At 69.9% G+C, this 26,260-nt stretch carries 30 protein-coding genes, 1 tRNA gene and 1 pseudogene; 13 read left to right on the plus strand and 19 right to left on the minus strand.

Features of this window, described 5'->3' with window-relative positions; genetic code table 11:
- Positions 1-303: 303 nt before the first annotated feature.
- The 6 genes from DJ476_RS25010 (at position 304) to DJ476_RS25040 (ending at position 5,076) form a co-directional block, all read left to right on the plus strand.
- Positions 304-741, plus strand: coding sequence for a DUF3052 domain-containing protein (locus DJ476_RS25010; RefSeq protein WP_018486931.1), 438 nt, complete (start codon positions 304-306; stop codon positions 739-741).
- Positions 742-906: 165 nt separating this feature from the next.
- A complete protein-coding gene (locus DJ476_RS25015) occupies positions 907-1,365 on the plus strand; it encodes a peroxiredoxin (protein ID WP_103416368.1) in 459 nt (152 codons plus the stop codon).
- A gap of 150 nt (positions 1,366-1,515) precedes the next feature.
- Positions 1,516-2,091, plus strand: coding sequence for a TerD family protein (locus tag DJ476_RS25025; RefSeq protein ID WP_018486929.1), 576 nt, complete (start codon positions 1,516-1,518; stop codon positions 2,089-2,091).
- A 228-nt stretch (positions 2,092-2,319) separates the two neighbouring features.
- The gene (locus DJ476_RS25030; RefSeq protein ID WP_070203934.1) at positions 2,320-2,895 is read left to right on the plus strand and encodes a TerD family protein; all 576 of its coding nucleotides are present in this window, start codon (positions 2,320-2,322) and stop codon (positions 2,893-2,895) included.
- 69 nt (positions 2,896-2,964) lie between these two features.
- Positions 2,965-4,125, plus strand: coding sequence for a DUF475 domain-containing protein (locus DJ476_RS25035; RefSeq protein ID WP_103416367.1), 1,161 nt, complete (start codon positions 2,965-2,967; stop codon positions 4,123-4,125).
- Between the two features lie 216 nt (positions 4,126-4,341).
- The gene (locus DJ476_RS25040; RefSeq protein WP_103416366.1) at positions 4,342-5,076 is read left to right on the plus strand and encodes a TerD family protein; all 735 of its coding nucleotides are present in this window, start codon (positions 4,342-4,344) and stop codon (positions 5,074-5,076) included.
- Between the two features lie 43 nt (positions 5,077-5,119).
- On the opposite strand, the gene DJ476_RS25045 is transcribed toward DJ476_RS25040, so the two are convergent.
- Positions 5,120-6,088 carry a TerD family protein gene (locus DJ476_RS25045; protein ID WP_103416365.1) on the minus strand — a complete coding sequence of 323 codons (969 nt, stop codon included), beginning with the start codon at positions 6,086-6,088 and terminating at the stop codon, positions 5,120-5,122.
- Between the two features lie 280 nt (positions 6,089-6,368).
- On the opposite strand from DJ476_RS25045, the gene DJ476_RS25050 reads away from it, so the two are divergent.
- The 4 genes and pseudogenes from DJ476_RS25050 (at position 6,369) to DJ476_RS25065 (ending at position 11,800) form a co-directional block, all read left to right on the plus strand.
- On the plus strand, positions 6,369-7,541 hold the full coding sequence (locus tag DJ476_RS25050) for an HpcH/HpaI aldolase/citrate lyase family protein (protein ID WP_112491618.1): 1,173 nt from the start codon (positions 6,369-6,371) through the stop codon (positions 7,539-7,541).
- Between the two features lie 11 nt (positions 7,542-7,552).
- Positions 7,553-10,245 (plus strand): annotated as a pseudogene (locus tag DJ476_RS25055) (phosphoribosyltransferase).
- Positions 10,242-11,075 (plus strand): HAD family hydrolase, encoded by an 834-nt coding sequence (locus DJ476_RS25060; RefSeq protein ID WP_112491619.1) that lies wholly within the window; start codon positions 10,242-10,244, stop codon positions 11,073-11,075. Before DJ476_RS25055 ends, DJ476_RS25060 begins: the two are co-directional and overlap by 4 nt.
- Before the next feature lie 65 nt (positions 11,076-11,140).
- Positions 11,141-11,800 (plus strand): O-methyltransferase, encoded by a 660-nt coding sequence (locus DJ476_RS25065; RefSeq protein ID WP_103416362.1) that lies wholly within the window; start codon positions 11,141-11,143, stop codon positions 11,798-11,800.
- A 42-nt stretch (positions 11,801-11,842) separates the two neighbouring features.
- Here the strand turns inward: DJ476_RS25065 and DJ476_RS25070 are convergent, their stop codons facing one another.
- From DJ476_RS25070 to DJ476_RS25080, 3 genes are all read right to left on the minus strand, one after another.
- Complete coding sequence (locus DJ476_RS25070; RefSeq protein WP_029394866.1) at positions 11,843-12,061, minus strand: FmdB family zinc ribbon protein; 219 nt, start codon at positions 12,059-12,061, stop codon at positions 11,843-11,845.
- A gap of 116 nt (positions 12,062-12,177) precedes the next feature.
- Complete coding sequence (locus DJ476_RS25075; protein WP_176725417.1) at positions 12,178-13,473, minus strand: hypothetical protein; 1,296 nt, start codon at positions 13,471-13,473, stop codon at positions 12,178-12,180.
- Between the two features lie 585 nt (positions 13,474-14,058).
- Positions 14,059-14,859, minus strand: coding sequence for a DUF4097 family beta strand repeat-containing protein (locus DJ476_RS25080; protein WP_103416360.1), 801 nt, complete (start codon positions 14,857-14,859; stop codon positions 14,059-14,061).
- Between the two features lie 244 nt (positions 14,860-15,103).
- On the opposite strand from DJ476_RS25080, the gene DJ476_RS25085 reads away from it, so the two are divergent.
- Positions 15,104-15,178, plus strand: a tRNA-Val gene (locus DJ476_RS25085).
- 68 nt (positions 15,179-15,246) lie between these two features.
- Here DJ476_RS25085 and DJ476_RS25090 read toward each other — a convergent pair.
- The 13 genes from DJ476_RS25090 to DJ476_RS25150 form a co-directional block, all read right to left on the minus strand.
- Entirely contained in the window at positions 15,247-16,404 is a 1,158-nt protein-coding gene (locus DJ476_RS25090) for a tyrosine-type recombinase/integrase (protein ID WP_112491620.1), read from the minus strand.
- A complete protein-coding gene (locus DJ476_RS25095; RefSeq protein ID WP_112491621.1) occupies positions 16,404-16,592 on the minus strand; it encodes a helix-turn-helix domain-containing protein in 189 nt (62 codons plus the stop codon). Before DJ476_RS25095 ends, DJ476_RS25090 begins: the two co-directional genes overlap by 1 nt.
- Positions 16,589-18,004 (minus strand): replication initiator protein RepSA, encoded by a 1,416-nt coding sequence (gene repSA, locus DJ476_RS25100; RefSeq protein ID WP_112491622.1) that lies wholly within the window; start codon positions 18,002-18,004, stop codon positions 16,589-16,591. The genes DJ476_RS25095 and repSA overlap by 4 nt, the downstream gene beginning before the upstream one ends.
- Positions 18,005-18,006: 2 nt before the next feature.
- On the minus strand, positions 18,007-18,201 hold the full coding sequence (locus DJ476_RS25105; RefSeq protein WP_112491623.1) for a hypothetical protein: 195 nt from the start codon (positions 18,199-18,201) through the stop codon (positions 18,007-18,009).
- Positions 18,202-18,206: 5 nt separating this feature from the next.
- On the minus strand, positions 18,207-18,389 hold the full coding sequence (locus tag DJ476_RS25110) for a hypothetical protein (protein ID WP_112491624.1): 183 nt from the start codon (positions 18,387-18,389) through the stop codon (positions 18,207-18,209).
- A 93-nt stretch (positions 18,390-18,482) separates the two neighbouring features.
- On the minus strand, positions 18,483-18,719 hold the full coding sequence (locus DJ476_RS25115; RefSeq protein WP_112491625.1) for a hypothetical protein: 237 nt from the start codon (positions 18,717-18,719) through the stop codon (positions 18,483-18,485).
- 1 nt (position 18,720) lies between these two features.
- The gene (locus DJ476_RS25120; RefSeq protein WP_112491626.1) at positions 18,721-19,056 is read right to left on the minus strand and encodes a SpdD protein; all 336 of its coding nucleotides are present in this window, start codon (positions 19,054-19,056) and stop codon (positions 18,721-18,723) included.
- A 13-nt stretch (positions 19,057-19,069) separates the two neighbouring features.
- Complete coding sequence (locus DJ476_RS25125; RefSeq protein ID WP_070200547.1) at positions 19,070-19,258, minus strand: mobile element transfer protein; 189 nt, start codon at positions 19,256-19,258, stop codon at positions 19,070-19,072.
- A gap of 3 nt (positions 19,259-19,261) precedes the next feature.
- Positions 19,262-19,447, minus strand: a complete 186-nt coding sequence (locus DJ476_RS25130; RefSeq protein ID WP_112491627.1) for a hypothetical protein — start codon at positions 19,445-19,447, stop codon at positions 19,262-19,264.
- 16 nt (positions 19,448-19,463) lie between these two features.
- A complete protein-coding gene (locus DJ476_RS25135) occupies positions 19,464-20,132 on the minus strand; it encodes a DUF2637 domain-containing protein (protein ID WP_112491628.1) in 669 nt (222 codons plus the stop codon).
- Between the two features lie 81 nt (positions 20,133-20,213).
- A complete protein-coding gene (locus tag DJ476_RS25140) occupies positions 20,214-20,414 on the minus strand; it encodes a hypothetical protein (RefSeq protein WP_112491629.1) in 201 nt (66 codons plus the stop codon).
- 87 nt (positions 20,415-20,501) lie between these two features.
- Positions 20,502-21,854, minus strand: a complete 1,353-nt coding sequence (locus tag DJ476_RS25145; protein ID WP_112491630.1) for an FtsK/SpoIIIE domain-containing protein — start codon at positions 21,852-21,854, stop codon at positions 20,502-20,504.
- A gap of 2 nt (positions 21,855-21,856) precedes the next feature.
- Positions 21,857-22,186 (minus strand): SCO3933 family regulatory protein, encoded by a 330-nt coding sequence (locus DJ476_RS25150; RefSeq protein ID WP_112491631.1) that lies wholly within the window; start codon positions 22,184-22,186, stop codon positions 21,857-21,859.
- 151 nt (positions 22,187-22,337) lie between these two features.
- Here DJ476_RS25150 and DJ476_RS25155 point away from each other — a divergent pair, with 151 nt between their 5' ends.
- Positions 22,338-23,204 carry a winged helix-turn-helix domain-containing protein gene (locus DJ476_RS25155; RefSeq protein ID WP_112491632.1) on the plus strand — a complete coding sequence of 289 codons (867 nt, stop codon included), beginning with the start codon at positions 22,338-22,340 and terminating at the stop codon, positions 23,202-23,204.
- Positions 23,191-23,880 (plus strand): HAD family hydrolase, encoded by a 690-nt coding sequence (locus DJ476_RS25160; RefSeq protein ID WP_112492616.1) that lies wholly within the window; start codon positions 23,191-23,193, stop codon positions 23,878-23,880. Before DJ476_RS25155 ends, DJ476_RS25160 begins: the two co-directional genes overlap by 14 nt.
- 477 nt (positions 23,881-24,357) lie before the next feature.
- Here the strand turns inward: DJ476_RS25160 and DJ476_RS25165 are convergent, their stop codons facing one another.
- Positions 24,358-25,356: a pentapeptide repeat-containing protein gene (locus DJ476_RS25165; protein ID WP_112491633.1), complete on the minus strand. Its 999-nt coding sequence runs from the start codon at positions 25,354-25,356 to the stop codon at positions 24,358-24,360.
- A 277-nt stretch (positions 25,357-25,633) separates the two neighbouring features.
- Positions 25,634-26,248: a hypothetical protein gene (locus DJ476_RS25170; protein WP_112491634.1), complete on the minus strand. Its 615-nt coding sequence runs from the start codon at positions 26,246-26,248 to the stop codon at positions 25,634-25,636.
- Between the last annotated feature and the right edge of the window lie 12 nt (positions 26,249-26,260).

A 26,260-nucleotide genomic window follows, 5' to 3' on the forward strand; every position in this document is an offset into this window, starting at 1 on the left:
CTTACGCCCAAGGCGTCCAAGCGTTCCCAAAGGCCGTTCGAATCCGATTGGCGGAGCGAAACGGCATAAGCTGAGGAAGGACGTAAACGGATGGGGTGACCTCGTGGAGCCCCGGAGGGACCGGTCCAGGCCCCGGGAGAGACATGCCGGAGCTTGCGGTGACGTGGCAGGGAACGTCACCGTTTAGGCGGTCTCGCACGCCGGGTACTTGCGCGATTCGCCGGGCCCGTGTGGACTACGGCCTACGCCCCGCGCACGCGCGTGGCTGCAGCATTTTCCGAAGACATGATCAGGAGGCATCCCGTGAGCGCGACCGCGGACCACGCGGAGGAGCGGACCAACCCGGCAGCACGCCTGGGGTTCGAGCCCGGACAGGTGGTCCAGGAGATCGGCTACGACGACGACGTCGAGCTGGAGCTCCGTGAGGGCATTGAGGCCACTACCGGCCAGGAACTCGTCGACGAGGAGTACGACGACGTCGCAGACGTCGTGCTGCTCTGGTTCCGCGACGAGGACGGCGACCTTACGGACGCGCTGGTGGATGCCATCGGTCTGCTCGAGGACGGCGGTACGGTCTGGCTGATGACGCCGAAGACCGGCCGTGACGGATACGTCGAGCCGAGCGACATCAATGAGGCTGCCCAGACGGCCGGTCTCGCCCAGACCAAGAGCATCAGCGCGGGCAAGGACTGGACGGGCAGCCGTCTGGCCACCCCCAAGGGGGCCAAGGCCAAGCGCTGAACGACTCGCAGGACCACCCGGGGCCCCCGGCCGCGCCCAGGCGCCGCCGGGGGCCTTCGTCCGCGCCCGTACGGCCGTGCGTAGGGTGGGTGTCACCCGGACGGGCCTCCCAGGCCCGGGCGGCGGGACGTGAGAAGCGGGAAGCGGCGAAGGGAAGCGTGCTCCATGGCGATCGAGGTCGGCACCGAGGCCCCGGATTTCGAACTCAAGGACAACCACGGCCGGACCGTGCGGCTCTCGGACTTCCGGGGCGAGAAGAACGTGGTGCTGCTCTTCTACCCGTTCGCCTTCACCGGCGTCTGCACGGGTGAGCTGTGCGCGCTCCGCGACGAGCTGCCCCGCTTCGAGAACGACGACACCCAGCTGCTCGCCGTCTCCAACGACTCCATCCACACCCTGCGCGTCTTCGCCGAGCAGGAGGGCCTCGAATACCCGCTGCTCTCCGACTTCTGGCCGCACGGCGAGGCCTCGCGGGCCTATGGGGTCTTCGACGTGGACAAGGGGTGCGCGGTGCGCGGCACCTTCATCATCGACAAGGCCGGCACCGTCCGCTGGAGCGTGGTCAACGGCCTGCCGGACGCGCGTGACCTGAACGACTACGTCAAGGCGCTCGAAGCGCTCTGAGACGCTCTCCCGATGGATCTCGTGGTGGCGCCCGGCCAAAAGCCTGTTTTGGCCGGGAACCGGTCACTAGGATCCAATCGTTGATCCGATGCCAACGAACGACGGGGACGCTGGTGTCTGCCGGCCCCTGAGAAAACTACTGGAGGACTCGTGGGAGTCAGCCTCAGCAAGGGCGGCAACGTCTCGCTGACCAAGGCCGCGCCCAACCTGACCGCGGTCATCGTCGGTCTGGGCTGGGACGCCCGCACCACCACCGGCGGTGACTTCGACCTCGACGCCAGCGCGCTGCTGACGAACACCGAGGGCAAGGTCGCGGCGGACGGCAATTTCGTCTTCTTCAACAACCTGAAGAGCCCCGACGGCTCCGTCGAGCACACCGGTGACAACCTCACCGGTGAGGGCGAGGGTGACGACGAGGTCATCAAGGTGAACCTCGCCGGTGTCCCGGCCGACGTCGACAAGATCGTCTTCCCGGTCTCGATCTACGAGGCCGAGAGCCGCCAGCAGAGCTTCGGCCAGGTCCGCAACGCGTACATCCGCGTGGTGAACCAGGCCGACAACACCGAGCTGGCCCGCTACGACCTGAGCGAGGACGCCTCCACGGAGACCGCCATGGTCTTCGGCGAGCTGTACCGCAATGGCGCCGAGTGGAAGTTCCGCGCCATCGGCCAGGGGTACGCCTCGGGTCTGCGCGGCATCGCGCAGGACTTCGGCGTCAACGTCTGAGGACGCCGGTCGCTGCGGTGACCGCGGACGCACGGCGTTCACGCAGCACTGAGCAGTCGTTCACGCAGCGCTGAGCAGTACCTGACTGGGCGCACGGCGCTCACGCACCACCCCGTCCGGCGCCGCATCCTGTGCGGCGCCGGACGCGCTCAACCGGGCGCTTTCGACGCCCGAGCACGGGCGCCCGAAAGCGCCCGTCCGCGTTTCCACGACTCGGGGAGGACACACATGGGCGTCACGCTCGCCAAGGGAGGCAATGTCTCCCTCTCCAAGGTCGCACCCAACCTCACCCAGGTGCTGGTCGGGCTCGGCTGGGACGCACGCTCCACCACCGGAGCCGATTTCGACCTCGACGCCAGCGCACTGCTGTGCCGCTCGGGCCGGGTGCTCGGTGACGAGTGGTTCGTGTTCTACAACAACCTCACCAGCCCCGACGGCTCCGTCGAGCACACCGGTGACAATCTGACGGGTGAGGGCGACGGCGACGACGAGTCCGTCATCGTCCGGCTCGACCAGGTCCCCGCCCACTGCGACAAGATCGTCTTCCCGGTCTCCATCCATGACGCCGACAACCGGGGCCAGGCGTTCGGCCAGGTCAGCAACGCCTTCATCCGCGTGGTCAACCAGGCCGACGGCCAGGAGCTGGCCCGCTACGACCTGAGCGAGGACGCCTCCACGGAGACCGCGATGATCTTCGGCGAGCTGTACCGCTATCAGGGTGAGTGGAAATTCCGTGCAGTCGGTCAGGGGTACGCGTCGGGGCTGCGCGGCATCGCTCTAGACTTCGGCGTCAACGTTTCATAACGCCGCGCACGGCGCGGGGGAACCCCGTTCACACCAGGGGAGACCCTTACACAACACGATGAGGTACCAGTGGTTCTGAAAACCTTCGGCTGGTCGTTCGCGGTGACCGCGCTCGGCCTGGTCGCAGCCTTCTTCTACGGGGGGTGGCAGGCTTTCGGCATCGTCGCGATCCTGTCGATCCTGGAGATCTCGCTCTCCTTCGACAACGCGGTGATCAACGCCGGAATCCTGAAGAAGATGAATGCCTTCTGGCAGAAGATCTTCCTCACCATCGGCATCCTCATCGCCGTCTTCGGTATGCGGCTGGTGTTCCCCGTCGTGATCGTGGCCGTGAGCGCCCAGCTCGGCCCGATCGAGGCCATCGATCTCTCCTTCAACGACCCCGACAGGTACAAGGAACTGGTCACGGACGCCCATCCGGCGATCGCCGCCTTCGGTGGCATGTTCCTGCTGATGATCTTCCTCGACTTCATCTTCGAGGACCGCGACATCCAGTGGCTGCGCTGGATCGAGCGCCCGCTCGCCAAGCTCGGCAAGGTCGACATGCTGTCGGTCTGCGTCGCGCTGGTCGTGCTGCTGGTCAGCGCGATGACCTTCGCGACCCACGCCCACCAGCACGGTGGCGGCCACGTGGACAAGACGTCGACCGTCCTGCTCTCGGGTATCGCGGGTCTGATCACCTACCTGATCGTCGGCGGGCTCTCCGGATTCTTCGAGGGCAAGCTCGAAGAGGAGGAGGAGCGTGAGCAGGAGGCCGAGGAGCAGGCCAAGAAGGCGGGCAAGCCGGTCACCGGCGTCGCCCTCGCCGGAAAGGCCGCGTTCTTCCTCTTCCTCTACCTGGAAGTCCTGGACGCCTCCTTCTCGTTCGACGGTGTCATCGGTGCCTTCGCCATCACCAACGAGATCGTGCTGATGGCCCTGGGCCTCGGTATCGGAGCCATGTACGTCCGTTCGCTCACCGTCTACCTGGTCCGCCAGGGCACCCTGGACGACTACGTCTATCTGGAGCACGGCGCGCACTACGCGATCGGTGCGCTCTCCGTCATCCTGCTGGTCACCATCCAGTACGAGATCAACGAGATCATCACCGGTCTGATCGGTGTCGTCCTCATCGGTCTCTCCTTCTGGTCCTCGCTCCGCCGCAACAAGGCCATCGCGGCCTCGGGCGGAAGCAGCGGGGATGTCGGAGGAAGCGCCGGTTCCAAGGCAGAAGTCCACTCCGGGGTGTGACCCGGTAGGGATTGAGGAACGCTCTCTGCGGGGCGGCCCACACGGCGAAGGCTCTCCGGGATTCTCCCGGACCCGACCCGGGGGCCGCCCCGCAGCGGTGTGCGGGCAGATGAGTGTTCGGATCGACGACGAGTACGGATCGACGACGAGTGTGGATCGACAAGTCGACAGGCCGACAGGTGGGCAGGCCGAGAGGCCGGACAGGTGGGGGTTGGGATGGGATTCTTCGACGGCCTGTGGCCGGCGCGCGCGGCACAGTTCGACGCGGACAACGGCACATCGAGCGCGATCACGCTCTCGAAGCGCAATGCCACGGTCTCGCTCAGCAAGCAGGGCCCGCTCTCGGGCAACCTCCGCGTCAACCTCTCCTGGCGGATGCGCACCTCGGACATCGAGGGCCGCTCCCGCCAGGGCGGCCGGCTGCGGCGCCCCCTCAAGCTCTTCCAGCCCGAGGTGGTCCAGGCGCACACCCAGGGCGTCGTCAACGTCGACCTGGACCTCGGCTGCATGTACGAGCTGGCGGACGGCACCAAGGGGGTCGTGCAGCCCCTGGGCAACCTGATCGGCGACCTGAACAGCCCGCCCTACATCCGGCTCAGCGGCGACGACCGCTTCGGCGCCCCCTCCGGGGAGACGGTCTACGTCAACCTCGACCAGCGCGACCAGTTCAAGCGGCTGCTCTTCTTCGTCTACATCTACGACCGGACGCCCGCGTTCGACCGTACGCACGCCAAGATCACGCTCTACCCGGGCAACGGCCCCCGGATCGAGATCGAACTCGACGAGCGGGCGCCGCAGGCCCGCTCCTGTGCGGTGTTCACCGTGGAGAACGTCAAGGGCGAGCTGATCGTGCGGCGCGAGGTGAAGTTCGTCTACGGCTTCCAGTCCGAGCTGGACCGGCTCTACGGCTACGGCATGCAGTGGGGGCGGGGCTACAAGTCACGGACCTGAGCGCGCCGCTCCCGTGTCCCAGGAGCGTTCGGGGTCCGGTGGTTCAGGTCCGGATGAACTGCGGGCCCTGCGGAGGCAGGACGAAGTGCGGGTCGGGCGCGTGGGCGGCGGCCGCCGCAGGCTGCGGATAGCCGTACGCGGGCGGCACCCCGGCCCCCTGCGGGTAGCCGTACGCGGGCTGCGGCGCGGGCACGGGGGGAGCGGGCGGGACGGCCGGAGGTGCGACGGGCGGCGGATAACCGTACGCGGGCTGCCGGTGCAGGACGGTGGCCTGGGAGTCGGGGCTCGGCGTGGCGGGTGCGGGAGGCTCTTCGGTGCCGCCCGCCGAACCGGCTCCGTGACCGACCCCGGCCGCCGAACCGGAACCACTGGCCCCGGCTGCGGAACCGGACCCATCGGCTCCGGGACCGGAACCGGACCCGCCGGACCCGGGACCGCCCGCACCGGCCTCCGCCGCTTCCGAGTCGTCGACCGAGATGCCGAAGGCGGTGGCCAGCCCGATCAGCCCGGTCGGATAGCCCTGGCCGACCGCCCGGAACTTCCACCCCTCGCCGCGCCGGTACAGCTCACCGCAGATGATCGCGGTCTCCTCACCGGTCTCCGGCCGTACGTCGAAGACCGCCAGCGGCTCCCCGTCGGCCGACGCCGCGTCGAAGAGGAGTATCCGCAGGTCCGGCACGCTCGCGAAGGCGGCGCCGTCGGACGAGGCGGCGATGACCACCTGGTCCACCGAACCGTCGAGCGCGCCGAGGTCCGCCTCGATCGTGTCCGTGAGCCCCTCGGGGACGCTGCGCTTCGGCAGCCGCCGGACCAGCCCGGACGGGTGACGCGGCTGGTTGTAGAAGACGAAGTCCTCGTCGGACCGCACACGGCCGGAGGAACCGAGCAGCAGGGCGGAGGCGTCCACGTCGGGGACGTCGGCCCCCGGCGTCCAGCGCAGCACGGCCCGTACGGCCATGGCGTCGACCTGGACGTTCGAGCCCTTCAGCATCGTGTGCGTCATGGGCGTCATCCTGCCTGCTGGCGGCACGTGCGGACAACGCGGGGGCGGCAAAGAACCGGTTCTGTCGCGGTTGTGCGGCGCGGGCGGCGGGCCGGAGCGATGAGAGCGCGACCAAGGGCGCGGCGAAGCACGGGGAAGCCGGAGGGAGGCGGAACGGTACCGCGAGGAGAGCCTTGGTGAAGGGTGGGTAACCGGAAATTCATGTACATCGGGAACTGTTGACACTCGTCCGTACGTACTATTACCGGCCATACGTTGTCCGGCCGGTCAGGCAGTTCGGGGGAAACTCATGCGTCACTTCGGGTATATGTCGCCCGCTGCCCGGGAGGGCCTGTTCTTCCGGGAGCCGTGTGAGTTCAGCGCGGACTCGCCCGCGAGCCTGCTCTCCGTCGCCCTGGGTGCCACGCTCTACTCCCCGGCCACCCGGCCCACCCTGGCCGACGACGTGATGAAGCAGGCCGCCCGGGGCGTCGTCTCCATGGTGCTGTGCCTGGAGGACTCGATCGACGACGCCGAGGTGGTCGGCGCCGAGGCCAACCTGATCAGGCAGTTCACCGACCTGGCGGAGCGGGAGCCGCCCGGTGCCGGACTGCCGCTCCTCTTCGTCCGGGTCCGCGAACCGGGCCAGATCACCGACCTGGTCGCCCGTCTCGGCCCCTCGGTCCGGACACTGTCCGGTTTTGTACTTCCCAAGTTCACCGAGGAGCGTGGATCGCTCTTCCTGGAGGCCCTGGCGGAGGCCGAGGCGGCGTGCGGACAGCGGCTCTTCGCCATGCCCGTCCTCGAATCGCCCGAGCTGCTCCACCTGGAGACGCGCGGCGAGGTCCTCCAGGGCATCGCGCGCTGCGTCGACAAGTACCGGGACCGGGTGCTCGCCCTGCGGCTCGGCGTCACCGACTTCTGCTCGGCCTACGGGCTGCGCCGCGCGCCCGACATGACGGCGTACGACGTCCAGATCGTCGGTTCCGTCATCGCGGACGTGGTCAACGTGCTGGGCCGGGCGGACGGCACCGGCTTCACGATCACCGGCCCGGTCTGGGAGTACTTCCGCCGCCAGGAGCGCATGTTCAAGCCCCAGCTGCGCCGCAGCCCCTTCCTGGAGGGCAGCGCCGAGGAGCTGCGTACGGCACTCATCGAGCACGACCTGGACGGCCTGCTGCGGGAGATCGAGCTGGACCGGGCCAACGGCCTGCTCGGCAAGACCTGCATCCACCCGTCGCATGTGGCACCCGTCCACGCACTGTCCGTGGTCAGCCATGAGGAGTTCACCGACGCGCAGGACATCCTGCGCCCGGAGCGCGGGGGCGGCGGGGTGCTGCGCTCGGCGTACACGAACAAGATGAACGAAGTGAAGCCCCACCGGGCCTGGGCCGAGAGCACGCTGCGGCGGGCCGAGGTCTTCGGCGTGGCGAGGGACGACGTCGGCTTCGTGGACCTGCTGGCCGCGGGCCTGGCGACGTGAGTGCGCGTTCGATGAGCGGGCGCGCGAGGAGAGAAGAGACCGTGGACGTGGTGTGGTCGGGCGACTGGGTGGCCGAGCGGCTGGGCGTGGCCCTGGAGGGCGACGGGGAGCTGCGGGAGCTGCTGGGCCTCGCCCTGCGGCGCAACCCCAAGCGGGCCCATCTGCTCGTCTCCAACGTGCTGGGCAAGCATGTGCCCCAGAAGCCTTCTGTCGTGTACGGGGCGGGGTACGGGCTCGGTGAGCGGGTCCGGGCGCTCCTCGGCGCCGAGGAGGCCCGCCGCGCGGTGGTCCTCGGGTACGCGGAGACGGCCACCGGTCTCGGCCACGCCGTCGCGGACGGCCTGCGGGACGCCCCGTACCTCCACTCCACCCGGCGCCCGGTCGCGGGCGTCGCCCCGGCGGGGGGCTTCGAGGAAGCCCACTCGCACGCCACCTCGCACCTGCTGCTGCCGGAGGACCCCGGGCTGCTGGCTTCCGGGGCCGTGGGGGACGCCTCCGCCCTGGTGCTGGTCGACGACGAGTTCTCCACCGGCAACACGGTCCTGAACACCATCCGGGCCCTGCACGAGCTGCACCCGCGCGAGCGGTACGTGATCGTCGCGCTGGTCGACATGCGCTCGCCGGCCGACCGTGACCGGCTGACCGCCTTCGCCGCCGAGATCGGCGCCCGCGTCGACCTGGTGACCCGCGCCGCCGGAACGGTGTCGCTGCCGGACGGCGTACTGGAACGCGGCCAGGCGCTGGTCGCGGAGCGGGAGGCCGAGCAGGCGCCCCCGCCCGAGCAGGCGGAGCACGCTGTGCAGGCGGGACGGGCGCAGACGCAGGCGCAGCCCGGGGGAGCCGGTGCGGTCGCGAGCGCGGGCCCGTCCGGGGGCGCCGATGGAGCGGCGAGCCACTCCGGGGAGACCTCCGAAGGCCCTACCGCCGGTGGAGCTGCGGACGACTCCAGGGAGACCTCCGAAGGCCCCGCCCCCCTCACCCGGGTCGGCCTCGGCTGGCCCGCGGGCGTCCCGGACGGCGGCCGGCACGGCTTCACCCCGGCCCACCGGGCGGCGCTCGAAGCGGCGCTCCCGGGCATGGCGGAGCGGATCGCGGCCGCGCTGGGCGACGACGCCCGCAGCGGCCCTCGCAGCGGGCCCCGCCGGGTCCTCGTCCTCGGCTTCGAGGAGCTGATGTACGCGCCGCTGCGCCTGGGCACCGCCCTGGAGGAGGCGCTGGGCGCGGACGCCGACGTCCGCTACTCCACCACCACCCGCTCCCCGGTCCTCGCCGTCGACGACCCCGGCTACGCGATACGCACGCGCCTGGTCTTCCCGGCCCATGACAGCCCCGCGGACGGCCCCGGCGACCGGTACGCGTACAACGTGGCGGGCGCGGGCTTCGACGCGGTGGTCGCCGTCGTCGACTCCACCGCCGACACCCCCGAGCTGCACGCCCCCGACGGCCTGCTGGCCCGCCTGGCGGCCCACACCGGCCACGTACTCCTCGCGGTCGTCCCCTCGTACACCCCCCACCCCACTCCCGCCCCCACCAGGAGCCCTCCGTGCTGCCCGAGCCCCTCCGAGGCCCCGACTTCTCCAGTTACGCGCCCGAGGACGTCGGCTGGCTGCTCCAGGACCTCTCGGACACCCGGCTGGAGGCGCCCACCGAGGAGCGCGAGGAGGCGATCCAGAGCGGCGGCGCGCACTACGCGGAGTCGCTGCCCGTGGAGTACCAGCCGAGCGCCGAGTACCAGGCCCTGTTCACCGCAGCCCTGGACGCCTCGGCCGCGCGTATCGCCCGTGCGGTGGGCACCGTCACCGAGACGGTCCTCGCCGAACGTGGCCCGCGCCCGGTCCTCGTCTCGCTCGCCCGCGCCGGTACGCCGGTGGGCGTGCTGATGCGCCACTGGGCCCGCCACCGGCACGGCCTGGACCTGCCGCACTACGCGATCTCCATCGTCCGGGGCCGGGGCATCGACGCCACCGCGCTGCGCTGGCTCGCCGCCCACCACGACCCGGCCGACGTGGTGTTCGTCGACGGCTGGACGGGGAAGGGCGCGATCACCCGCGAACTGGCGGCGGCGATCAGCGCGTTCGAGGAGTCGAGCGGGATCTCCGGCTTCGACCCGGAGATCGCGGTGCTCGCGGACCCGGGCGGCTGCGTCCGTACGTACGGCACCCGCGAGGACTTCCTGATCCCCTCGGCCTGCCTCAACTCCACGGTCTCCGGCCTTATTTCCCGTACGGTGCTCCGCGCCGACCTGGTCGGGCCGGACGACTTCCACGGCGCGAAGTTCTACCGGGAGCTGGCGGAGTCCGACGTCTCGGGCGACTTCCTGGCGGCGGTGGCCGCGCGCTTCGACGAGGTGGCGGACGAGGTGGACGCGGCCACCAAGGAGCTGCTGGCCGCCGACCGGGCGCCGACCTGGGAGGGCTGGGCGGCCGTCGAGCGGATCAGCGAGGAGTACGGCATCCACGACGTCAACCTGGTCAAGCCGGGCGTGGGCGAGACCACCCGGGTCCTGCTGCGCCGGGTCCCCTGGAAGATCCTGGCCAGGCGAGGGGCGGGCGCGGACCTCCAGCACATCCGGCTGCTGGCCGAACAGCGCGGCGTCCCGGTCGAGGAGGTCGACGACCTCCCGTACAGCTGTGTCGGTCTGATCCACCCCCGCTACACGCGCGGCGCGACAGGGGCGGACGGCAAGGCGGTCCAGGGCGCATGAGCACGACTTCACCGGCCACTTCGTCGGCCACGCTGGTGGCGAGCGACCTCGACCGTACGCTGATCTACTCGACGGCCGCGCTCGACCTGAGGATGCCCGACGCCGAGGCCCCCCGGCTGCTCTGCGTCGAGGTGTACGGCCACAAGCCCCTCTCGTACATGACGGAGACGGCCGCCGCCCTCCTCACCGAGCTGGCGGGCGCCACGGTCTTCGTCCCCACCACCACCCGCACCCGCGAGCAGTACCACCGCATCCATCTCCCCGGCCCCGCCCCCCGGTACGCGATCTGCGCCAACGGCGGCCACATCCTGGTCGACGGCGTCTCCGACCGCGACTGGCAGCAGCAGGTGGAGGCGCGCATCGCGGACGAGTGCGCCCCCCTCACCGAGATCCGCGCCCACCTCGCCACCACCGCCGACCCGGCCTGGCTCCTCAAGGAACGGGTGGCCGAGGACCTCTTCGCCTACCTGGTCGTCGAGCGCTCCCTGCTGCCCGAGGAGTGGGTGAAGGAGCTGGCGGTGTGGGCGGCGGAGCGCGGCTGGACGGTCTCCCTCCAGGGCCGGAAGATCTACGCGGTCCCCGTGCCGCTCACCAAGAGCGCCGCCATGAACGAGGTCGCCCGCCGCACCGGCGCCACCCGCACCCTCGCCGCCGGGGACTCCCTCCTCGACGCGGACCTGCTGCTCGCCGCCGACCTCGGCTGGCGCCCCGGCCACGGCGAACTGGCCGACCATGACTGGTGCGCCCCGCACGTGGTGGCGCTGGAGGAGCGGGGCGGGGCGGCGGGGGAGGAGATCCTGCGCCGCTTCCTGGCCGCGTCGACCGCGTAAGACCCGGGGCAGGTCCAGGGCCGGTTTCGGCTGCGCCGGGGCGCGGGGTGGGCGAGGCTGGGGGCATGACCAAGGGCAACGAAACCAAGATCACGGACGAGCTGTACGCGTACATGCTGGCCCACAACCCGCCGCTCGACCCGGTCCAGCGGGAGCTGGTGGAAACCACCTACGCCCGGTTCCCCGACCACGCGGGCATGGTGTCGGCCGAGGAACAGGCCCCGCTCCTCGCCTTCCTGGTCCGCCTGGTGGGCGCCCGGCATGTGGTGGAGGTCGGCACGTTCACCGGCTTCAGCGCCCTGGCGATGGCCCGCGCGCTGCCCGCCGACGGCACGCTGATCGCCTGCGACATCTCGGAGGAGTGGACGGCGTACGGGCGCGAGGCCTGGGCGAAGGCGGGCGTCGCGGACCGGATCGACCTGCGCATCGCCCCGGCCCTGGACACCCTGCGCGCCATGCCCGCCGGGCCGCACATCGACTTCGCCTACCTGGACGCGGACAAGGGCGGCTACATCGCGTACTGGGAGGAGCTGGTGCCCCGGATGCGGCAGGGCGGACTCATCGCCGTGGACAACGTGCTCTTCCACGGCGGTGTCACCGACCCCGGGGCGACCGGACCGGCGGCGGCGATCAAGGAGTTCAACGACCATGCGGCCGCCGACGCCCGGATGGACACCGTGCTGCTCACGGTCGCGGACGGCCTGACACTGGCCCGCAAGAAGTAGCGCGGGTCCTGCGCTCGGGCCCTTGCCGTCGGCCGTCGCGGCTCAGCCGCAGCAACCGCCGCCGCAACAGCCCCCGCCTCCGCCTCCGTTGGAGGGCGCGGGGGCGGACGCGGCGGCGCCGCCCACGGCCACGGCGGAGAGCAGCTTGACGGTGTCGTCGTGCCCGGCCGGGCAGGAGGCCGGGTCCGAGGACTGGGCCATGGGCCGGCTGAGTTCGAACGTGTCGCCGCAGGTACGGCAGCGGAATTCATAGCGAGGCATGGCCACAGGCTAGAGCCATCCCCGTCCGACGGCTACGCCCCCCGACCGAGGAGGCCGGGCGCGGCCCCGCCGGTGACGGATTCCCCCTCCCGCCGACCGCTCACGTCGGCGCGGGCTCAGCCCCCGCCCCCGCGCTCCTCGCGGATGTCGGAGACGACGCGGGCGGCGGTCTGCCGGACGGCCTCGGTCTCGGTCAGGAAGTGCCAGTAGTCGGGGTGGCGGCCCTCCAGACCGGCGATGGCCCGGTCCAGGCGGGCCACGGAGTCGTCCAGCGGGCGGGCGTGCCGGGGGTCGGGGGTGTGACGGCCGGCCATGGCGAGGCGCTGGGCGTCCCGGACGGCGAACCGGGTCCGCTCGATCTCCTGCTGCGGGTCCTTCGCCACGGCGTCCAGCCGCTGGAGCCGGTCCCCGGCGGCGGAGACCGCCTCGTCGACCGCGTTGAGCAGGGCCCGGACCGTGGAGAGCCGGGAGGTGGCATCCGCCCAGCGCTGCTCCTCACGGGCCTTCGCCGCCTCCGCGAGCTTCTCCTCGGCCTGCCGTACGTTGACGGCGGCCTGCTCCGGCACCGGCTGGAGGTCCTGCCAGCAGGCGGCCGAGAACCGCCGCCGCAGCTCGCTGAGGACCGGCTCCACCGAGCCCGCCCGCGTGGTCAGGGCCTGGGCGCGGGTCCGCAGCGACACCAGCCGCCGGTCGATCTCGGCGGCCCGCTCCGGCAGCCGCTCAGCCTCCGCCCGCAGGGCCTCCGCATCGCGCAGGACCACATCGGCCCGCTGGAGCGTCTCGGCGACCCCGTGCTTCCCCGCGCCCTGGTTGAGCTTGGTCAGCTCCGGGGCGAGGGCGGCGAGCCGGGCCGCCAGCTCATCGGCGCGCAGCCCCGCCGCCCGTACGGCATCGAGCGCGTTGCTCGCGCCGAGCAGCGCCTGCCGGGCCCGCTCCACGGCCGGGGCGAGCCGGGCGAGCTGGGTCTCCGCACTGCCCAGCAGCGACCCGAGCCCCTGCCCGAACCGGTCCAGCTCGCCCTTGACCCGTACGAGATCGTCCTTGGCCCGGGTCAGCTCGGTGCGGGCGCGGGAGGCGACGGAGGGCTCCAGGTCGTCCCGGTCCAGGTCGTGGCTGTCGACGGCGGTGATGTAGGCGTGGCTGACCTCGTCGATCCGCCGCCCCAGCGCCGCGAAGTCCTCCGCCGCCTTGCGGCCGCGCGGGGAGTTGTCCACGGCGTTGATCGTCTCGATGGAGATCTTCAGATCACGCTGGGCGGTGTCCAGCTCGTAGAAGGCCTCGGCGGCCGCGTCCCTGGCTGCCTGGGCCTCGGCGCGCTGGCTCTCCCCACGCCCGCCGAACCACCGGCGCGTCCCGCCTCCGGCGAAGGCGGCGGGCAGAGCCGCGACGAGGAGCGGCACGGGCAGCAGCACGAGGACCAGAGCGTCCCGCACCCCTCGCCCCGCCGAACGGTGGCCCCGCCCGCCGGGTGCTACCCGATGACCGAGCCCGCCGGGTGCCACCCGGTGACCGCGCCGGGCCAGGGCCGGGCGCTGACCTTGACCACCTAGGGCCGACGGCTGACCCGGACCGACCGGGGCCGACGGCTGACCCGGCCCGTCCGGGGCAGCCCGGTGACCTTGCCCGTCCGGGGCTGGGCGCTGGCCTTGAACGGCCGGGACGACCTGGCGACCCTGCTCGTCCGTTGCCGCCCGGTGCCCCTGCCCGGTCAGGGCTGCCCGGTGGCCCTGCGCGGCCGCTGCTGCCCCGTGCCCCTGCGCGGCCGGTACTGCCCTGTGACCTTGCCCGATCAGGGCTGCTCCGTGCCCCTGCTCCACCGGGGCTGACCGCCGCCCTGGTGTGCCCTCGTCCCGGGCACCCGAATCACTCTCGACGGCGGAACTCCCACCCGCTCCTGCCTCTGGCCGCGTGTGTGTCGCCGTCACATCCCTCTCCCGTGCTGTTCCGCCCCTGCCCGGTACATTCTCCCACCAGGTAAGGACGAACACACGAGCCCGTTAGTTCGCGGTTCGCACCTTCACTTCCCCGTTGTCGCTGCGGGCCTTCACCACATGGGCGCTGCTCTTGCTGCGCGGCACGTCGATGCTGACCTCGCCGTTGTCGGCGCCGGCGGTCACCGCGTACTTCTCTCCGCCCTGCGGCAGATCGATGACGATGCTCCCGTTGTCGCTGACCGTGTCCACGAGATCGGGGACGCCGCTGAACCCGAGCCGGATCTCCCCGTTGTCCGCGCGGGCGACCACGGACTTGGTGCCTATCCGCTCGGCGAGGACGGACCCGTTGTCGCTCTTGAGGTCGAGCGGCCCGCCGGAGTCCCGTACGACGATGTCGCCGTTGTCGGCGGAGAGTCGCAGCGGGGTGTCGAACCCGACGGCGGTGACCCGGCCGTTGTCCGCGTCGGCCGCCACGGTCACCCCGCGGGGCACCTTCACCTCGTGGCGCGCGGCACAGTTGTTGATCATGGCGTCGCACTTCACCCGGAGCGTGAGGGTGTCGTTCTCCATCTTCCAGACGGGATCGGGCCCGCTGCCCAGCACCACCCACCCGTCGACCTGCCGCTCCACCTCGACCTCCCGGACATCGGCCGGCACCAGGGTCACGGTGGAGTCCTCGGCGTCGATGGTCAGCGTCTTCCCCTTCAGCGCGAAGGTCTTGCGCTCCACGGGCGCGTCATCGACATCGGCGCTCCCGCACCCGGTGAGAGCCAGCGCGACCAGCGCGCCCCCGACCCCCACGCCGACTGCACGGCCGGGAACCCTGCGCCGCTTGCGGATCGGTGCGCTGATACGGATGTCCACGGTGATCGGTCCCCCAGGAATGACGGCTGCGCGGTGTCACCGGTCGTCGCCGCCGGTGCGTACTGCCAACCGTATGTACCGGCACCCCTGCGACGGCATCCGGACCGCTACCGTCTCCGGGGTGGGGTTATCCCCCGGTCCCGCTCGGCCCCGCCGGTCTCGCCCGGTCCCGCACCGGCGGTTCGGGCCGTCCTATCTGTTTATGACCAGGGCCCCTGTCCATGTACGCTGTTGTCTCCTCCACGGGTGCGTAGCTCAGGGGTAGAGCGCTGCTCTTACAAAGCAGATGTCGGCGGTTCGAAACCGTCCGTGCCCACCAGCACAAAGACCCCCAGCCGATCATGGCTGGGGGTCTTTGACATCCACCTCTGACATCAACGGGCGCGGTCACCCACGGTCAGGCCGCTGTCGCCTCAGCATGCGGTCGAGGTGACTCACGGCCTCGCGCTGCGTGTCCTGCACGACGTGGGCATAGATGTTCATCGTGACCGCGATCTGACTGTGCCCGAGGATCTCCATCACGACACGGGGAGCGACCCCGGCGGCAGTGAGCAGGGTCGCGCAGCCGTGACGGGCATCGTGCAGCCGGATCACACGAAGCCCTGCGGTCCCGGCGACCCGCGTGAACGAGCGGTACAGGTTGCGCGGCTCAATCGGCCGGCCGGATCGGGTGGTGAAGACGTAGCCGGTCTCCTCCCACTGATCACCGGCAGCCTCACGCAGGGCCGCTTGCCTCAGACGTTCCCAACGGAGCGGAGCGACGCACAGGGCGGGCAGTGGCAGTGTCTGCTTCCTGCGGCGCCCCTTGGGATCGTCCTCGTACGCCTCACCGCGGACACGCTGCCGCTGAGTGCGAACCCGGATCTCCCGCTTGTCGAGGTCCACGTTCTCCCACCGAAGACCGACGATCTCCCCACGGCGGAAGCCGAGCGCGATGGCGAGGACGAAGGCCGCGTAGAGCGGGTCCTTCCTGGCAGCGGTGAGGAAGGTCAAGGTCTCGTCGAGCGACCAGGGGGAGAGGTCCCGCGCTTCTGCCGAGGGCGGCTCCACGAGGGTCGCCACGTTCCGCATGACGAGTTCCTCCCGGCAGGCAGCCGTCAGCGCTGTACGCAGGACGCGATGGGACTCCTTGGCGGTCGCTGCGGTGGTCTGCTGCTCCAACCGGACCAGGAAGCGCCGGACGTCAGCGACGCTCAACGATTCGAGGCGCTTTGAGCCGAGCATGGGCGCGAGGTAGAGGCGGATGTGCGTCTCGTACTTCGCGTAGGTCGTGCGCTTGCGGCGCGGCTTGATGATGTTCTCCAGCCAGTAGGGCAGCCACTCGGAGAGCTTGGCCGACCGCGTGGGCACGGGTACGCCCTGGTCCACTTTGGCGAGCAGGTCACGGCGCTTGGTGTCGCATTCGGCCCAGGTCTTGCCGTAGGCGAACTTGCGGGCGCGGGTGCCGTCCGGCTGGAGGACGTAGACCGCGGCTTGATAGCGGCCGTCCTTGCGCTTGGTGATGGTGCCCGCGCCGTTGGGGTTGCGCTTGCGCTGGGGAGGCATCAGGCGGCTTCCTCGATCTCGTTGACGATGAAGTCCCGTACGGAGTCGGCGGGGATACGCCGGGCCCGGCCGATGGTGATGGAGACCAGTCGGCGGGAGCGGATCAGGTCGTAGACGGTGGAGCGTCCGAGCTTCAGCCGCGCCATGACCTCGGGCACGGTGAGGAGTTCGGCGGTGGCGGTGGTCACGATGCGGCTCCTTCCAGGGCGAGTTGGTCTTGCAGTTCGGCGCGGTGTTCGCGGGCGGTTTCGCGGTTGTGTTGGATGTCGCGGTGGATGTTGGCGGCGAGCCAGGATTCGCCGGGGGTGTGGCCGTTTCCGGCGTAGGCCCAGTGGGCGAGGGTGAGCGTGGTGGCCTCGGGGTGGTCGTCGGGGTCGGGGAGGCCGAGGGCGGTTCGTTGTTCGGCGGCGCGGTAGTCGGCGCGGACCTGGCGGAGTGCGCCGAGGGTGGTGGAGTAGGCGCGGGATTTGGTGGAGAAGTGGCCGCGGAAGCCGAGCATGTGGGCCCAGTCGCGGAGCTTGCGTTCGGGGTAGGCGTGGTGCAGGTCGAGGCACGCTTCGATAAGCCGCCGGGGGTGCTCCGGCACGTCGAGCAGCACCAGGGCTTCCTTGTTGCCGACGCGGTGGTCGACGGTCCCGGTGGTCTCGGCCGCCTTGGTGGCGTACTTGGCGACGTAGGAGGCGACGGCTTGTTCGGTGAGGTCTTCGCCGTTGCCGAACGCGCCGATGGGCTGCACGTCGAGCTGAGTGCCCCACCGCAGCGTCCACCCGTCCCTGATCCCGGCTTCCGGGTTGGCGGGCACGTCGACTTCGACGCGGGCGGCGGCTGCGCGGATCGCGTCGTCCAGGAGGTCGAGGGTGGCCCAGGCCGGTGGCGGGGTGTCCGGGCCGTCGGGTCCGTCGAAGCGGATCACCGCGTGAAAGTGGACGGCTCCTCGCTTCTGGTACTCCGCGACTTTCCCGAAGGAGACTTTGGACTGTTCGCGGGCGGCTTTCTGGGTGAGTCCGGCGCGGCGGGCGATTTCGCGGCGGAGGTAGATCGTGAAGTAGCGCCAGAGGTCGGAGGCGTGGTTGTTCCACAGCACCGCCCCCGCGTAGTCGTAGGTGTCCGGGTCGAGCGGCGTGCCCAGCTCGGGGGCGTCCTCGGTGTGCCGGGTGCCGCAGCGGCAGGGGCGGTTGCCGGGCCGGTTGTGGACCGGGCCGAACGACGGGGCCGTCAGCGTCGCGAAGACCCGGGGGTGATCCCGGATCGTGGTGGGGGTGCCTTTGTCGGGGTCGCCGGTGAGTCCGGCGCGGATGAGGTGGTAGGTGTCGCCTGCGTAGGTCCAGGCGCAGGCGGGGCAGCGGGAGGCGCGGCGGTTGCCGCAGGCGATCCGTAACCGGCCCCCGGGCTCGGTGTCCGTGGAGTAGTGGTGCAGGACCGTGCCGGTGGTGCGGTCGATGGTCTTGGTGGCGCCGGTGAGGTGGATGGGCTGGGAGCAGCCTCCGGTGCGGCGGAGTTGTTCGGTGAGGCGGTCGAAGCCGGGAGACCCGGCCACCCGGAGCAGATCGCTCAGGGTGGCCGGGTCCAGGCCCGCCGCAGCAGCAGCGGTAGCGGTCATGGTCAGCGCACCGTCCGGCCGTGCGCGGAACCGTGGTTCGCGGTGTAGCCCTCCACCAGGGCACGTACCTGGTTGTCCCCGGTCGCGGTGGCGGAGGCACCGCAGTGGCAGACGGCCGAGCCGGTGGCCGGGGCGTTCGGGGAGGGCTTGCTGACGTAGAGGCCGGGGCGGTCCGGGGTGGGGGTCAGGTTGGCCATGGCGCTCAGGCCCCGATCCGGGTGTGGGCGCGGGCGGTGGTGGTGTGGCCGGTGCCGTGGCAGGCGGGGCAGTTCGCGGTGGTGGTCTTGCGCTGCCCGGTGGGGGTGGTCTGGCCGGTGGTGATGGTGACGGTGGGGAAGCCGTCGCAGTGGCCGCAGATCGGCCGGGGCGGGGTGTGCTGGGGCATGATGGGATCTCCCTTTCGGGTCCGTTGGATCTGGGATGGGTTGGGCGCCCGGGGCGGCGGAAGTTTGGCGACCGAGGCCGCCCCGGGGGCCGGTTAGCGTCGGCGGTTGCGGCGCGGGGTCTTGATCGGGGGCAGGGCGTCGTAGGACTCCTGACCGGCCTGGAACGAGGCGGCGTCCGTCTCGCCGGTTGCGGTGTTGTCGTACTCGCGGCCGATGCGGCGCATGGTCTTGCGGTCGCCGTGGCGGCGGGCGATGGCGAACTCCCGGCCCAGCTCGGCCATAGCCGGGTTACTCGGGGTGTCGTTGCTCTTACGGCTGAAGAAGCCCATGTCAGTTGCCCTTCTGGTTGTTGAGGAGCGAGCGCAGGACCACGGCGCACAGGGCGACCGAGGCGGCGGTGATCGCGGTGGCCAGCAGCATCGAGACCAGGACCGTCCCGACGACCAGGACTACGGCGGTGCCGCCCGCGGCGGCCACGATCAGCGAGCCCGGGGTGAACTGAACGGCCCGACGGGCGGACGGGGCGGCCGGGGCGGGCGCCAGGCCCGGGGCGGGGGTGTGGTGGCAGGTGCAGGCCGGGGCGTGGGTGATGCCGGTGAGCGGCTGCACCAGCGACGTTCCCGGGGTGGGTGCGGTGTCGGGGGGCGGGATCTTCGGAGTGAACACGGATTGCCTCCTGTCAGGGGTTGCAGCGGTGGGTGCGGGCGGCGAGTTCGGCGGCGGGACGCTCGTCGTAGTCGCCGGAGAAGTTGCAGCGGGGTGCGGTGCACACGGCGGTGTGCTTGGTGCGTCCCCGGCCGTCGTAGTGGGTGCCGACCTGGACGGGGCCGAAGCGGACCACGTTCGTGAAGCGGTTCGGGCGCGGCATGGGTCAGTCCTCCTGTCGGAGGCTGTTGCCGGGGAACTCGGCGCGGATGAGGGCGGCGTCGGCGGGGTCGGTGGTGCGGTCGGCGGCCTCTTCCGCGAGGAGCCGGGCCAGGGTGGGGCGGCCGGAGTTGGCCATCTCGCGTGCGGCGTCGAGGTAGTCGGCGGGGCGGTTGAAGTTGAACAGGCCCACGGAAGTTCCTTTCTGATCAGGCGAGTTGGGCGGTGATGGCGTCTGCGAGGGGTGCGGGGACGCCGAGGCGGGCTCGCAGGGTGGCGGAGTCGATCCGGTTGCCGGTGGTGGCGTGGTGGGTGTCAGCGAGCTTGCGGGCGTGATCGAGGAGAGCCGGAGGAACCGGCACATCCGGTGCCGTGACCGGGACGGCCGCCGGTGCCGCCGCCTCAGGCGCAGACGGGGGCGGAAGTTCGGGGGCGGGTTCGGGTTCACGCTCCACCGTCACGTCCGGGGCCGGTTCAGGCTCGGAAGGGGTGGGCAGTGGTGCCGCGGTGACGGGCGCGGTCTGGGGGCTGTGGACGAGGAGGGTTCCGCCGAGGAAGGCGAGGGCGGGCCATCCGGCGACGAGGATGCGCAGCCAGGCGGGAACGTCGTTGAGGTCGAGGAGTCCGGCGGTGGCGACGTTCGCGCCGAGCGAGGCGGCCAGGGCGATGACGAACCAGGCCCAGGCGGCGCGGTTGTCGGCGGTCGTGCGCATACGCCGCCAGGCCGCGACGAGGAGCAGGTCGACGCTGACCGGGTAGGCCCAGGCCTTCCAGCCGTCCTGTCCGGCTGCCTCAGCCAGGTCGTGCAGGTGCGCGAAGGACAGGGCACCAGCGATCACGGCTTGGACGAGCACGGCGTCAATACGGATACGGGACACGGGTTCACCTCCTTTCGAGGGGGTGGGCCGGTGCCGGGCGGGGAACTGGGCCGCCGCCGGGCACCGGGGTGAGAGGGGTGGTCAGGCGTCGGGAGCGAGGCCGGTGCCGAGGCAGTTGAGGCAGAGGCCGTCCTGCTGGCCGACCGGGCGGCGCTTGCGGCCGACGCGGACCGTGGCGGCGACCATCCCGGACCCGTCACACGGCGAGCAGACAACCGGCTCGGCCGGGGCGGGCGGGGCGGGGTTCTTAGGGGGCTTGGTGGTGGTCCGTCGAGGTGCCATGGCGGTGGTTCCTTCCGGTTCCGGGCATGGGCGGGGTAGGGACCTGGCGCGAAGCAGTCACGCCAACTGGCAGTGCAGGGAGGGGTGTTAGCTGGTTGCCGGACGGGGCTTGAAGAGCGACGGGCCCGGGGCGGGGGCGGCGGACACGGCGGGCCGGAACGGTGCCAGAGCGGCAAGGTGGGGGGTGAGGTGCGCGTACTCGTGGCAGACCGCGACGGCTTGGGCGGGGGTCATGGCGGGGGTGCGGATGCGGGACCAGCCACCGGAGGAGTCCCCGGCCACCGCGACACCGGGACGGTCCGGCGCGATGGTCGTGGCAGTGAAGACGGCTTCGGGGGCGATGTCCCCCAGGGCCATCTCGGCGGTCTGCTTGTCGTTGACCCGGTGCACCACACGCCCGGTGAGCTGAGCGCGCAAGGCGGTGGCGCCCTTGCCGAGGTCGGAGCCGAACCGCTGCCCGCACACCTCCAGGAAGATCCCCACCGCACGGGCCATCTGCGCGAGCCGGATCATCCGCATCACCATCCGGTCCCGCCGCTCCTCATCCTTCTTCGCGGCGACGAGGAACAGCTCCGCGACCTCATCGACCAGGACGACCAGCGGCACCGGCCGCACCTTCGCAGGCAGGCCCCACATGTCCGGAACACCGTGGGAGCTGAGGAGGTCGAAGCGCTCTTCCATCTCGCCCACGAGGGCTTCCAGCAGCCCGTCCGCCTCATCCGGAGTGACCGCCAGAGCGGAGAACCGGGGCGCGTAGGCCCGCTGTTCCACACCCCTTTTGCAGTCGATGCCGACCAGGCCGACCGGCCGTTTCGCCAGGCCGGAGATGAGGTTGCGCTGATACATCGACTTGCCCGACTGATTCGCCCCCACGGTGAGGGCGTGCGGGATCTTCCGGTAGTCCCGGACGAACGCCGAACCGTCCTCCCGCAGTGCCACCGGCACGACCAGCGGCCCAGCGGTGACGTTGCGGGGGAGGCGGCGGGGCATCTTCACGCGGCGCAGCACGTCGTAGCCGGTCATCCGCAGTTCCACGAACCCCGGCTTCACCTCCACCACGTGCACGGAGTGGACGCCCCAGGCGTGACGCAGGCGTTCCGAGGCGGCGGCCACGTCGGCAGGCTCCAGACCAGCAGGGAGGCGGAGGATGGCCCGCATCCCGGTGGTGGAGTAGCGGACCCGGCGGACCTGCGGGGGAACGGGCTGAACGTCCTGGCGACGGGCCACGTTGCGGACCATGAACGCCCGTAGACGGGACGGCTGGACCGTCAGCCCACACACATCCATCGTCGCCCGGTACGTCACCGCGAACCGCACCCGGGCGACCGGGGCACCAACCAGCGACCAGAACACCCGAGGAGACCGAGCCTTCGCGTAACCGAGGCCACCGGCAGCCGATAAGGCCCCCGCAACCTCGATCACCGTAGACAGGTCCGACATGCTCAGGCACCCGCCGTGATGGCCACCGCGCGGAACGAAATGCCGTGCCGGGTCTGGCCGTTGAACGTGTTCTCCCAGTCCCGGGCCTTGAGGCCAACCACCGTCACCGGGGTGCCCGGGACCAGGTTCTCCGGGACACCCGTGCTCGGCACGGTCACCTGGTACAGGTTGCCCTCGCCCTCGTCGGAAATCAGCAGACCCACCGTCGCCAGCGGGGCACCGGTCTCACGGTCGATGGCGATCTCGCCGGTCTGCTTGCTCACGAGCTTCGGCGTCGGAGGCGTCGCCACGAACACGACAGCGGTCGAAGTATCGATCTTGAACGACGGCATGGTTTCTCCTTGGAGACAGCAGGTAGGGACCAGATGACCAACTTGGCTAACCTGGTTGGCCACATCTCGAAGGTAGAAGACATGGCTAGCCATGTCAACAACATGACTGCCATGACTGTCCCGCCTCGCAGGTCTCGCCTACCATCGGTCCATGACCTTCGTCCCCGAGCCGCCCGACCCCGACGACGACCGCGCCCCGTACGAGCAGGTGGCCAGCAGCCTCAGCGCCGCCATCCGAACCAGGCGGCTTGGCCCCGGCGAGAAACTTCCGTCGCACGCGAAACTGACGGAGCTTTACGGGTTCGCCAGGGCGACGATCCAGCGCGCGCTACGCGACCTGGAGGACGAGGGGCTTGTGGTCTCGCGCAAGGGCAGCGGCGTCTACGTCCGCAACCGGACTGAAAGGCCAGCAGGACTGCGCCCGTACGTTGAGCAGGCATTCGCGAAAGACGTCGTGACCATCGACTTCGCGGGATTCTCCAGCGAGACCCTGCACGGCGCGCTTCAAGAGCCGCTCGACAAGATCCGAGTCGGGAGACTCACCCCGTCGAGCATCGCCGTGAGGATTCTGGTTCCGGACATGTCCGTACCACAGGCCGCGCCCGTCCGCATGGAAGACGGTGCCGACGACGAGCGGCTACGTGACCGGATGCGTGACATCATGATCAGCTACACCCGCAGTATCCGGGACGGCATTGCCGAGCTGGAACACCTCGGGCTGGTCGCTGAGACCAGGATCAATGTCCGCGTCCACAGCGGCACACAGTTCTTCAAGCTGTACGTGATCAACAATGAGGACGCGTTCTTCGGGTACTACCCGATCCGCCCGAACAAGGTCGTCAGCCAAGGCGAGACCATCGAGATCTACGACCTGGTAGGCAAGGACGCCACCCTCTTCCACCACTCGATCAATGAAGCCGAGTCTTCCAGCGGAGCGCAGCAGGTCCAGCAGGCGCGCATGTGGTTCGACAGCGTCTGGGAGACCATCGGAAGGGACTTTGACCTTGACGCACGATGACCAGCTCCTGATGGTCCTGGCGAACGCGCGGGTCATCTTCTTCGACTTCGACGGACCAGTATGCGATGTGTTCGCCGGACTACCCGCACCCCAGGTCGCCAAGCAACTCAGCGCGCTACTTGCCTCCCACGCCCCAGCCGCCGCGAAGGCGCACGAGACCGACGACCCGATCGAAGTTGTCCGCATCGCCTACGAAGCGAGCCCCGAACTGGGCCAAGAGGTCGAGCAGGCGTTGACGGCAGCAGAGGTGGAAGCCGTTGCCGCGGCCGGTCCCCCGACACCAGGAGCGGTTGAAGCCCTTCAAGCCGCCAACTCCTCAGGAAAGGCGGTCGCGATCGTGAGCAACAACTCCGCCGAGTGCGTACAGCACTTCATCGAGGCACACGGATTGGGCGACTACATCGTGAAGGTCATCGGGCGCCCCGCAGGACAGCCCCACCTGATGAAGCCGAATCCGTTTCCGCTCATCACGGCAGCCGAGCTGATGCACACGGACGTCACGAACTGCACCCTGATCGGCGACTCGCTCACAGACATCCAGGCCGCTCATGCTGCCGGGGCAACCGTGATCGGCTACGCCAACAAGCCCCGCAAGGCCGAGCTGTTCGTCGAAGCACAAGCCGACGCGATCACCGACGACATGCAGACCATCGCCCACGCCCTCACCGTGGCCTAGCCGGAGCGTGACGAGGAGCTGTTACAGGTTTCTCTACCTCATCAAGGCACCCGGCTGCGCTCCGCTCCGCCGGGCGCGCTTCCCGGCTCTGGCTGCGCCCGCGCTCCTGCCTTCGGCCCGCTCGGCGCTGCCGCCGCCGCCGCGCGCCCGCTGTGTAGGCCCGTGGGGCATGAGACGAGAACCAAGCCCGCGGTTTCAAGAGGATGCCTCCGGCGGGGGCGCTCAGACTCCGGGATGGGAGGGGCGCCGTTCGCGAGTGCCGGCCGGAGCGGGGCGAGCGTCGTGGGGGCTCCCATCCCGACCACCTTCGACCCAGGCAGAGCCGAGCAGTCGCGGCCCAGGGCGTCAAGGTCGTTCGTACAGTGGCGCGCTCCACCTTGACGCCCTGAACCACGACCGCTCCACGGTGTGTGGGTCGAAGGCGGACGGGATGGGAGCCGGGGCGAGTGGTGGGTGAAGGTGATGGCTGGCCGTGTTTCAGAATTCACTAGGAGCGTCCTGGCTATGCTGCTCCTTCTCGCATTCTTCGATGCGGAGCCTTACCCTCTCGTCGTTCTGTAGGTCAGGCGGGAGGAGTGTCGTGGATGTCAACTTGGCTTTTATTAGCGATTCGACGTCAAGTTCTGAGTCAGTGAGATCTGCACCCTGCAATTCTGCGTCAACCATGGAGGCGCGTCGGAGGTATGTATGTGCCAGATCGGCGTATCCAAGATAGGCGCCATCGAGATTGGCTCCTTCCAAGTTTGCTCCGCTCAGGCTTGCATGTCGCAGAAATGCTCCTCGAAGGTCAACCTCGTAGGCACTCAGTTTATTAAGAGACGCGAACCGCAGGTATACGTTTCGTAGGTTGAGGTGTACGGCATTCAGATTATCCAGATCGGAATTTTCGAGCGTGAAGCCACTTTCCGGGTCGGGTCTCTTGCTGAGAGCAACCAGAGCTGCCTGGATCGCTGCAAGATTCGGTCGGGCCTTTCCCCGCCTATCGTCCGACTCCCCGCTCTCGCTCGCTCTGGGCGCTTCCCTGATGAAGGCGGCTAGAACTTCAATTACGGTACGGCGGTCTTTTTCTGAATCCTGCATAATCCGCTCTAGTGCGTAAATGCCGCCCAGTTGTTGAGTAAGGTTTTCGGAAGAAAGCAACTTAATGGCTTCCACGTATCGCTCGGTGACTTGCCCTTCTCTCATCAAATCGACCTGCTCGCGGTCCTTGCGCCTCGTATGATCGAAAAGTTCGCGCGTCTGTTGGTGGGCCCGATGGGTGTAATACAGGCCCACTGTGGCAATGGCGCCAGCGCCGAGCGCCACTAGCGTCGTTCGGAAGCCAGTGATTACTACGCCGTCGGCGGGTTCGAGGTTGCTAGTGCGGAGATGTGCTCCGTCAATCCACCACGGTCCCCGCCACAGCAGGGCCGCGTACACGATGACGGCCGCAGCGGACGCCAGAACGAAGAGGGTGTACTTCACCTTCGACTGCATGGCCTCAGTGTGCTGCGAGGTCGCACAGCACGTCTGGCGCTGCGCAGAACCTTGAGCAGGAGTTGAGAGTCGTGTCTCATGCAGACTGCCAGGTGCAGGGCAATCTTCCTGCCTGGCTAGGTGACCCAGCCGTCATCTCCGGGCCGTCCCTGGGCCGTGCGAGGCCGATCAGGAGCGGCCGAAGGCGACAGCTAGTGACAGATCAACTACGCGCTCGAAGCGGCAATGCCCAGGTCGCAGCCCCCTGACGAGACGGGTTACCACCCAGGGATGGACGTCAGGCAAGATGGGGTGTTTCTTGCCGTGGCGGTAGGCGAAGCGGCTCGTGGTGGTGCCAGACGAGGTAGCGGTCCTCGCGGCGCAACTCAGCGGAGCCCCACTCAATGCGCATGACGCCAGAAGCCATGGAGCAGGCGTAAGCGACGAGTACTAGCTTGACGTCCTCTGACAGCAGCGCTAGGTCAGGATGGGACTCTTGCTCGTCCAGCTCGTCAAGCCCCAGGTCAAAAGCTTGTTGCATGGGCTCGGGACCATGTCGGCGTATCAGGTCGGCACGGAAGCCTGTGGCCCGTCGCAGTCGTGCCGCCGTGACGGGCACGTCCTTCTTCGCATAGCGGAGCGGATAGATCACATGACCGCCAAGGATCATGAGCGTCCGCCCCTGTAAGCGCACGGGCGTGGCTGCAGGGAGTGAGGCGAGGCCGACTTCCAGTTCTTCGTACTGCGCGGCGTACAGACCGTGCCCGTATGCCTCCAAGGTCTGTGTGTGCACCCCCTCATGGCCGTTACGGGCTCGGGCATGTGCACGAACCAAGCTGGAAGGGATCAGGTCGGCCAAGGGTCCTGCGGTGTCACCGAAGGTCCTCTCGGCCCACCCTGTCACGGTTGCCATGGCCTACCGCCC

This window comes from Streptomyces bacillaris, assembly GCF_003268675.1.
GTDB lineage: Bacteria > Actinomycetota > Actinomycetes > Streptomycetales > Streptomycetaceae > Streptomyces > Streptomyces bacillaris.

Bases quoted from the DNA above. Each gene is read 5' to 3' on its own strand.
- DJ476_RS25015 (WP_103416368.1), top strand. From the start codon at position 907: ATGGCGATCGAGGTCGGCACCGAGGCCCCGGATTTCGAACTCAAGGAC.
- DJ476_RS25030 (WP_070203934.1), top strand. From the start codon at position 2,320: ATGGGCGTCACGCTCGCCAAGGGAGGCAATGTCTCCCTCTCCAAGGTC.
- DJ476_RS25040 (WP_103416366.1), top strand. From the start codon at position 4,342: ATGGGATTCTTCGACGGCCTGTGGCCGGCGCGCGCGGCACAGTTCGAC.
- DJ476_RS25045 (WP_103416365.1), bottom strand. From the start codon at position 6,088: ATGACGCCCATGACGCACACGATGCTGAAGGGCTCGAACGTCCAGGTC.
- DJ476_RS25050 (WP_112491618.1), top strand. From the start codon at position 6,369: ATGCGTCACTTCGGGTATATGTCGCCCGCTGCCCGGGAGGGCCTGTTC.
- DJ476_RS25060 (WP_112491619.1), top strand. From the start codon at position 10,242: ATGAGCACGACTTCACCGGCCACTTCGTCGGCCACGCTGGTGGCGAGC.
- DJ476_RS25065 (WP_103416362.1), top strand. From the start codon at position 11,141: ATGACCAAGGGCAACGAAACCAAGATCACGGACGAGCTGTACGCGTAC.
- DJ476_RS25070 (WP_029394866.1), bottom strand. From the start codon at position 12,061: ATGCCTCGCTATGAATTCCGCTGCCGTACCTGCGGCGACACGTTCGAA.
- DJ476_RS25090 (WP_112491620.1), bottom strand. From the start codon at position 16,404: ATGCCTCCCCAGCGCAAGCGCAACCCCAACGGCGCGGGCACCATCACC.
- repSA (WP_112491622.1), bottom strand. From the start codon at position 18,004: ATGACCGCTACCGCTGCTGCTGCGGCGGGCCTGGACCCGGCCACCCTG.
- DJ476_RS25105 (WP_112491623.1), bottom strand. From the start codon at position 18,201: ATGGCCAACCTGACCCCCACCCCGGACCGCCCCGGCCTCTACGTCAGC.
- DJ476_RS25110 (WP_112491624.1), bottom strand. From the start codon at position 18,389: ATGCCCCAGCACACCCCGCCCCGGCCGATCTGCGGCCACTGCGACGGC.
- DJ476_RS25115 (WP_112491625.1), bottom strand. From the start codon at position 18,719: ATGGGCTTCTTCAGCCGTAAGAGCAACGACACCCCGAGTAACCCGGCT.
- DJ476_RS25125 (WP_070200547.1), bottom strand. From the start codon at position 19,258: ATGCCGCGCCCGAACCGCTTCACGAACGTGGTCCGCTTCGGCCCCGTC.
- DJ476_RS25140 (WP_112491629.1), bottom strand. From the start codon at position 20,414: ATGGCACCTCGACGGACCACCACCAAGCCCCCTAAGAACCCCGCCCCG.
- DJ476_RS25145 (WP_112491630.1), bottom strand. From the start codon at position 21,854: ATGTCGGACCTGTCTACGGTGATCGAGGTTGCGGGGGCCTTATCGGCT.
- DJ476_RS25150 (WP_112491631.1), bottom strand. From the start codon at position 22,186: ATGCCGTCGTTCAAGATCGATACTTCGACCGCTGTCGTGTTCGTGGCG.
- DJ476_RS25155 (WP_112491632.1), top strand. From the start codon at position 22,338: ATGACCTTCGTCCCCGAGCCGCCCGACCCCGACGACGACCGCGCCCCG.
- DJ476_RS25165 (WP_112491633.1), bottom strand. From the start codon at position 25,356: ATGCAGTCGAAGGTGAAGTACACCCTCTTCGTTCTGGCGTCCGCTGCG.
- DJ476_RS25170 (WP_112491634.1), bottom strand. From the start codon at position 26,248: ATGGCAACCGTGACAGGGTGGGCCGAGAGGACCTTCGGTGACACCGCA.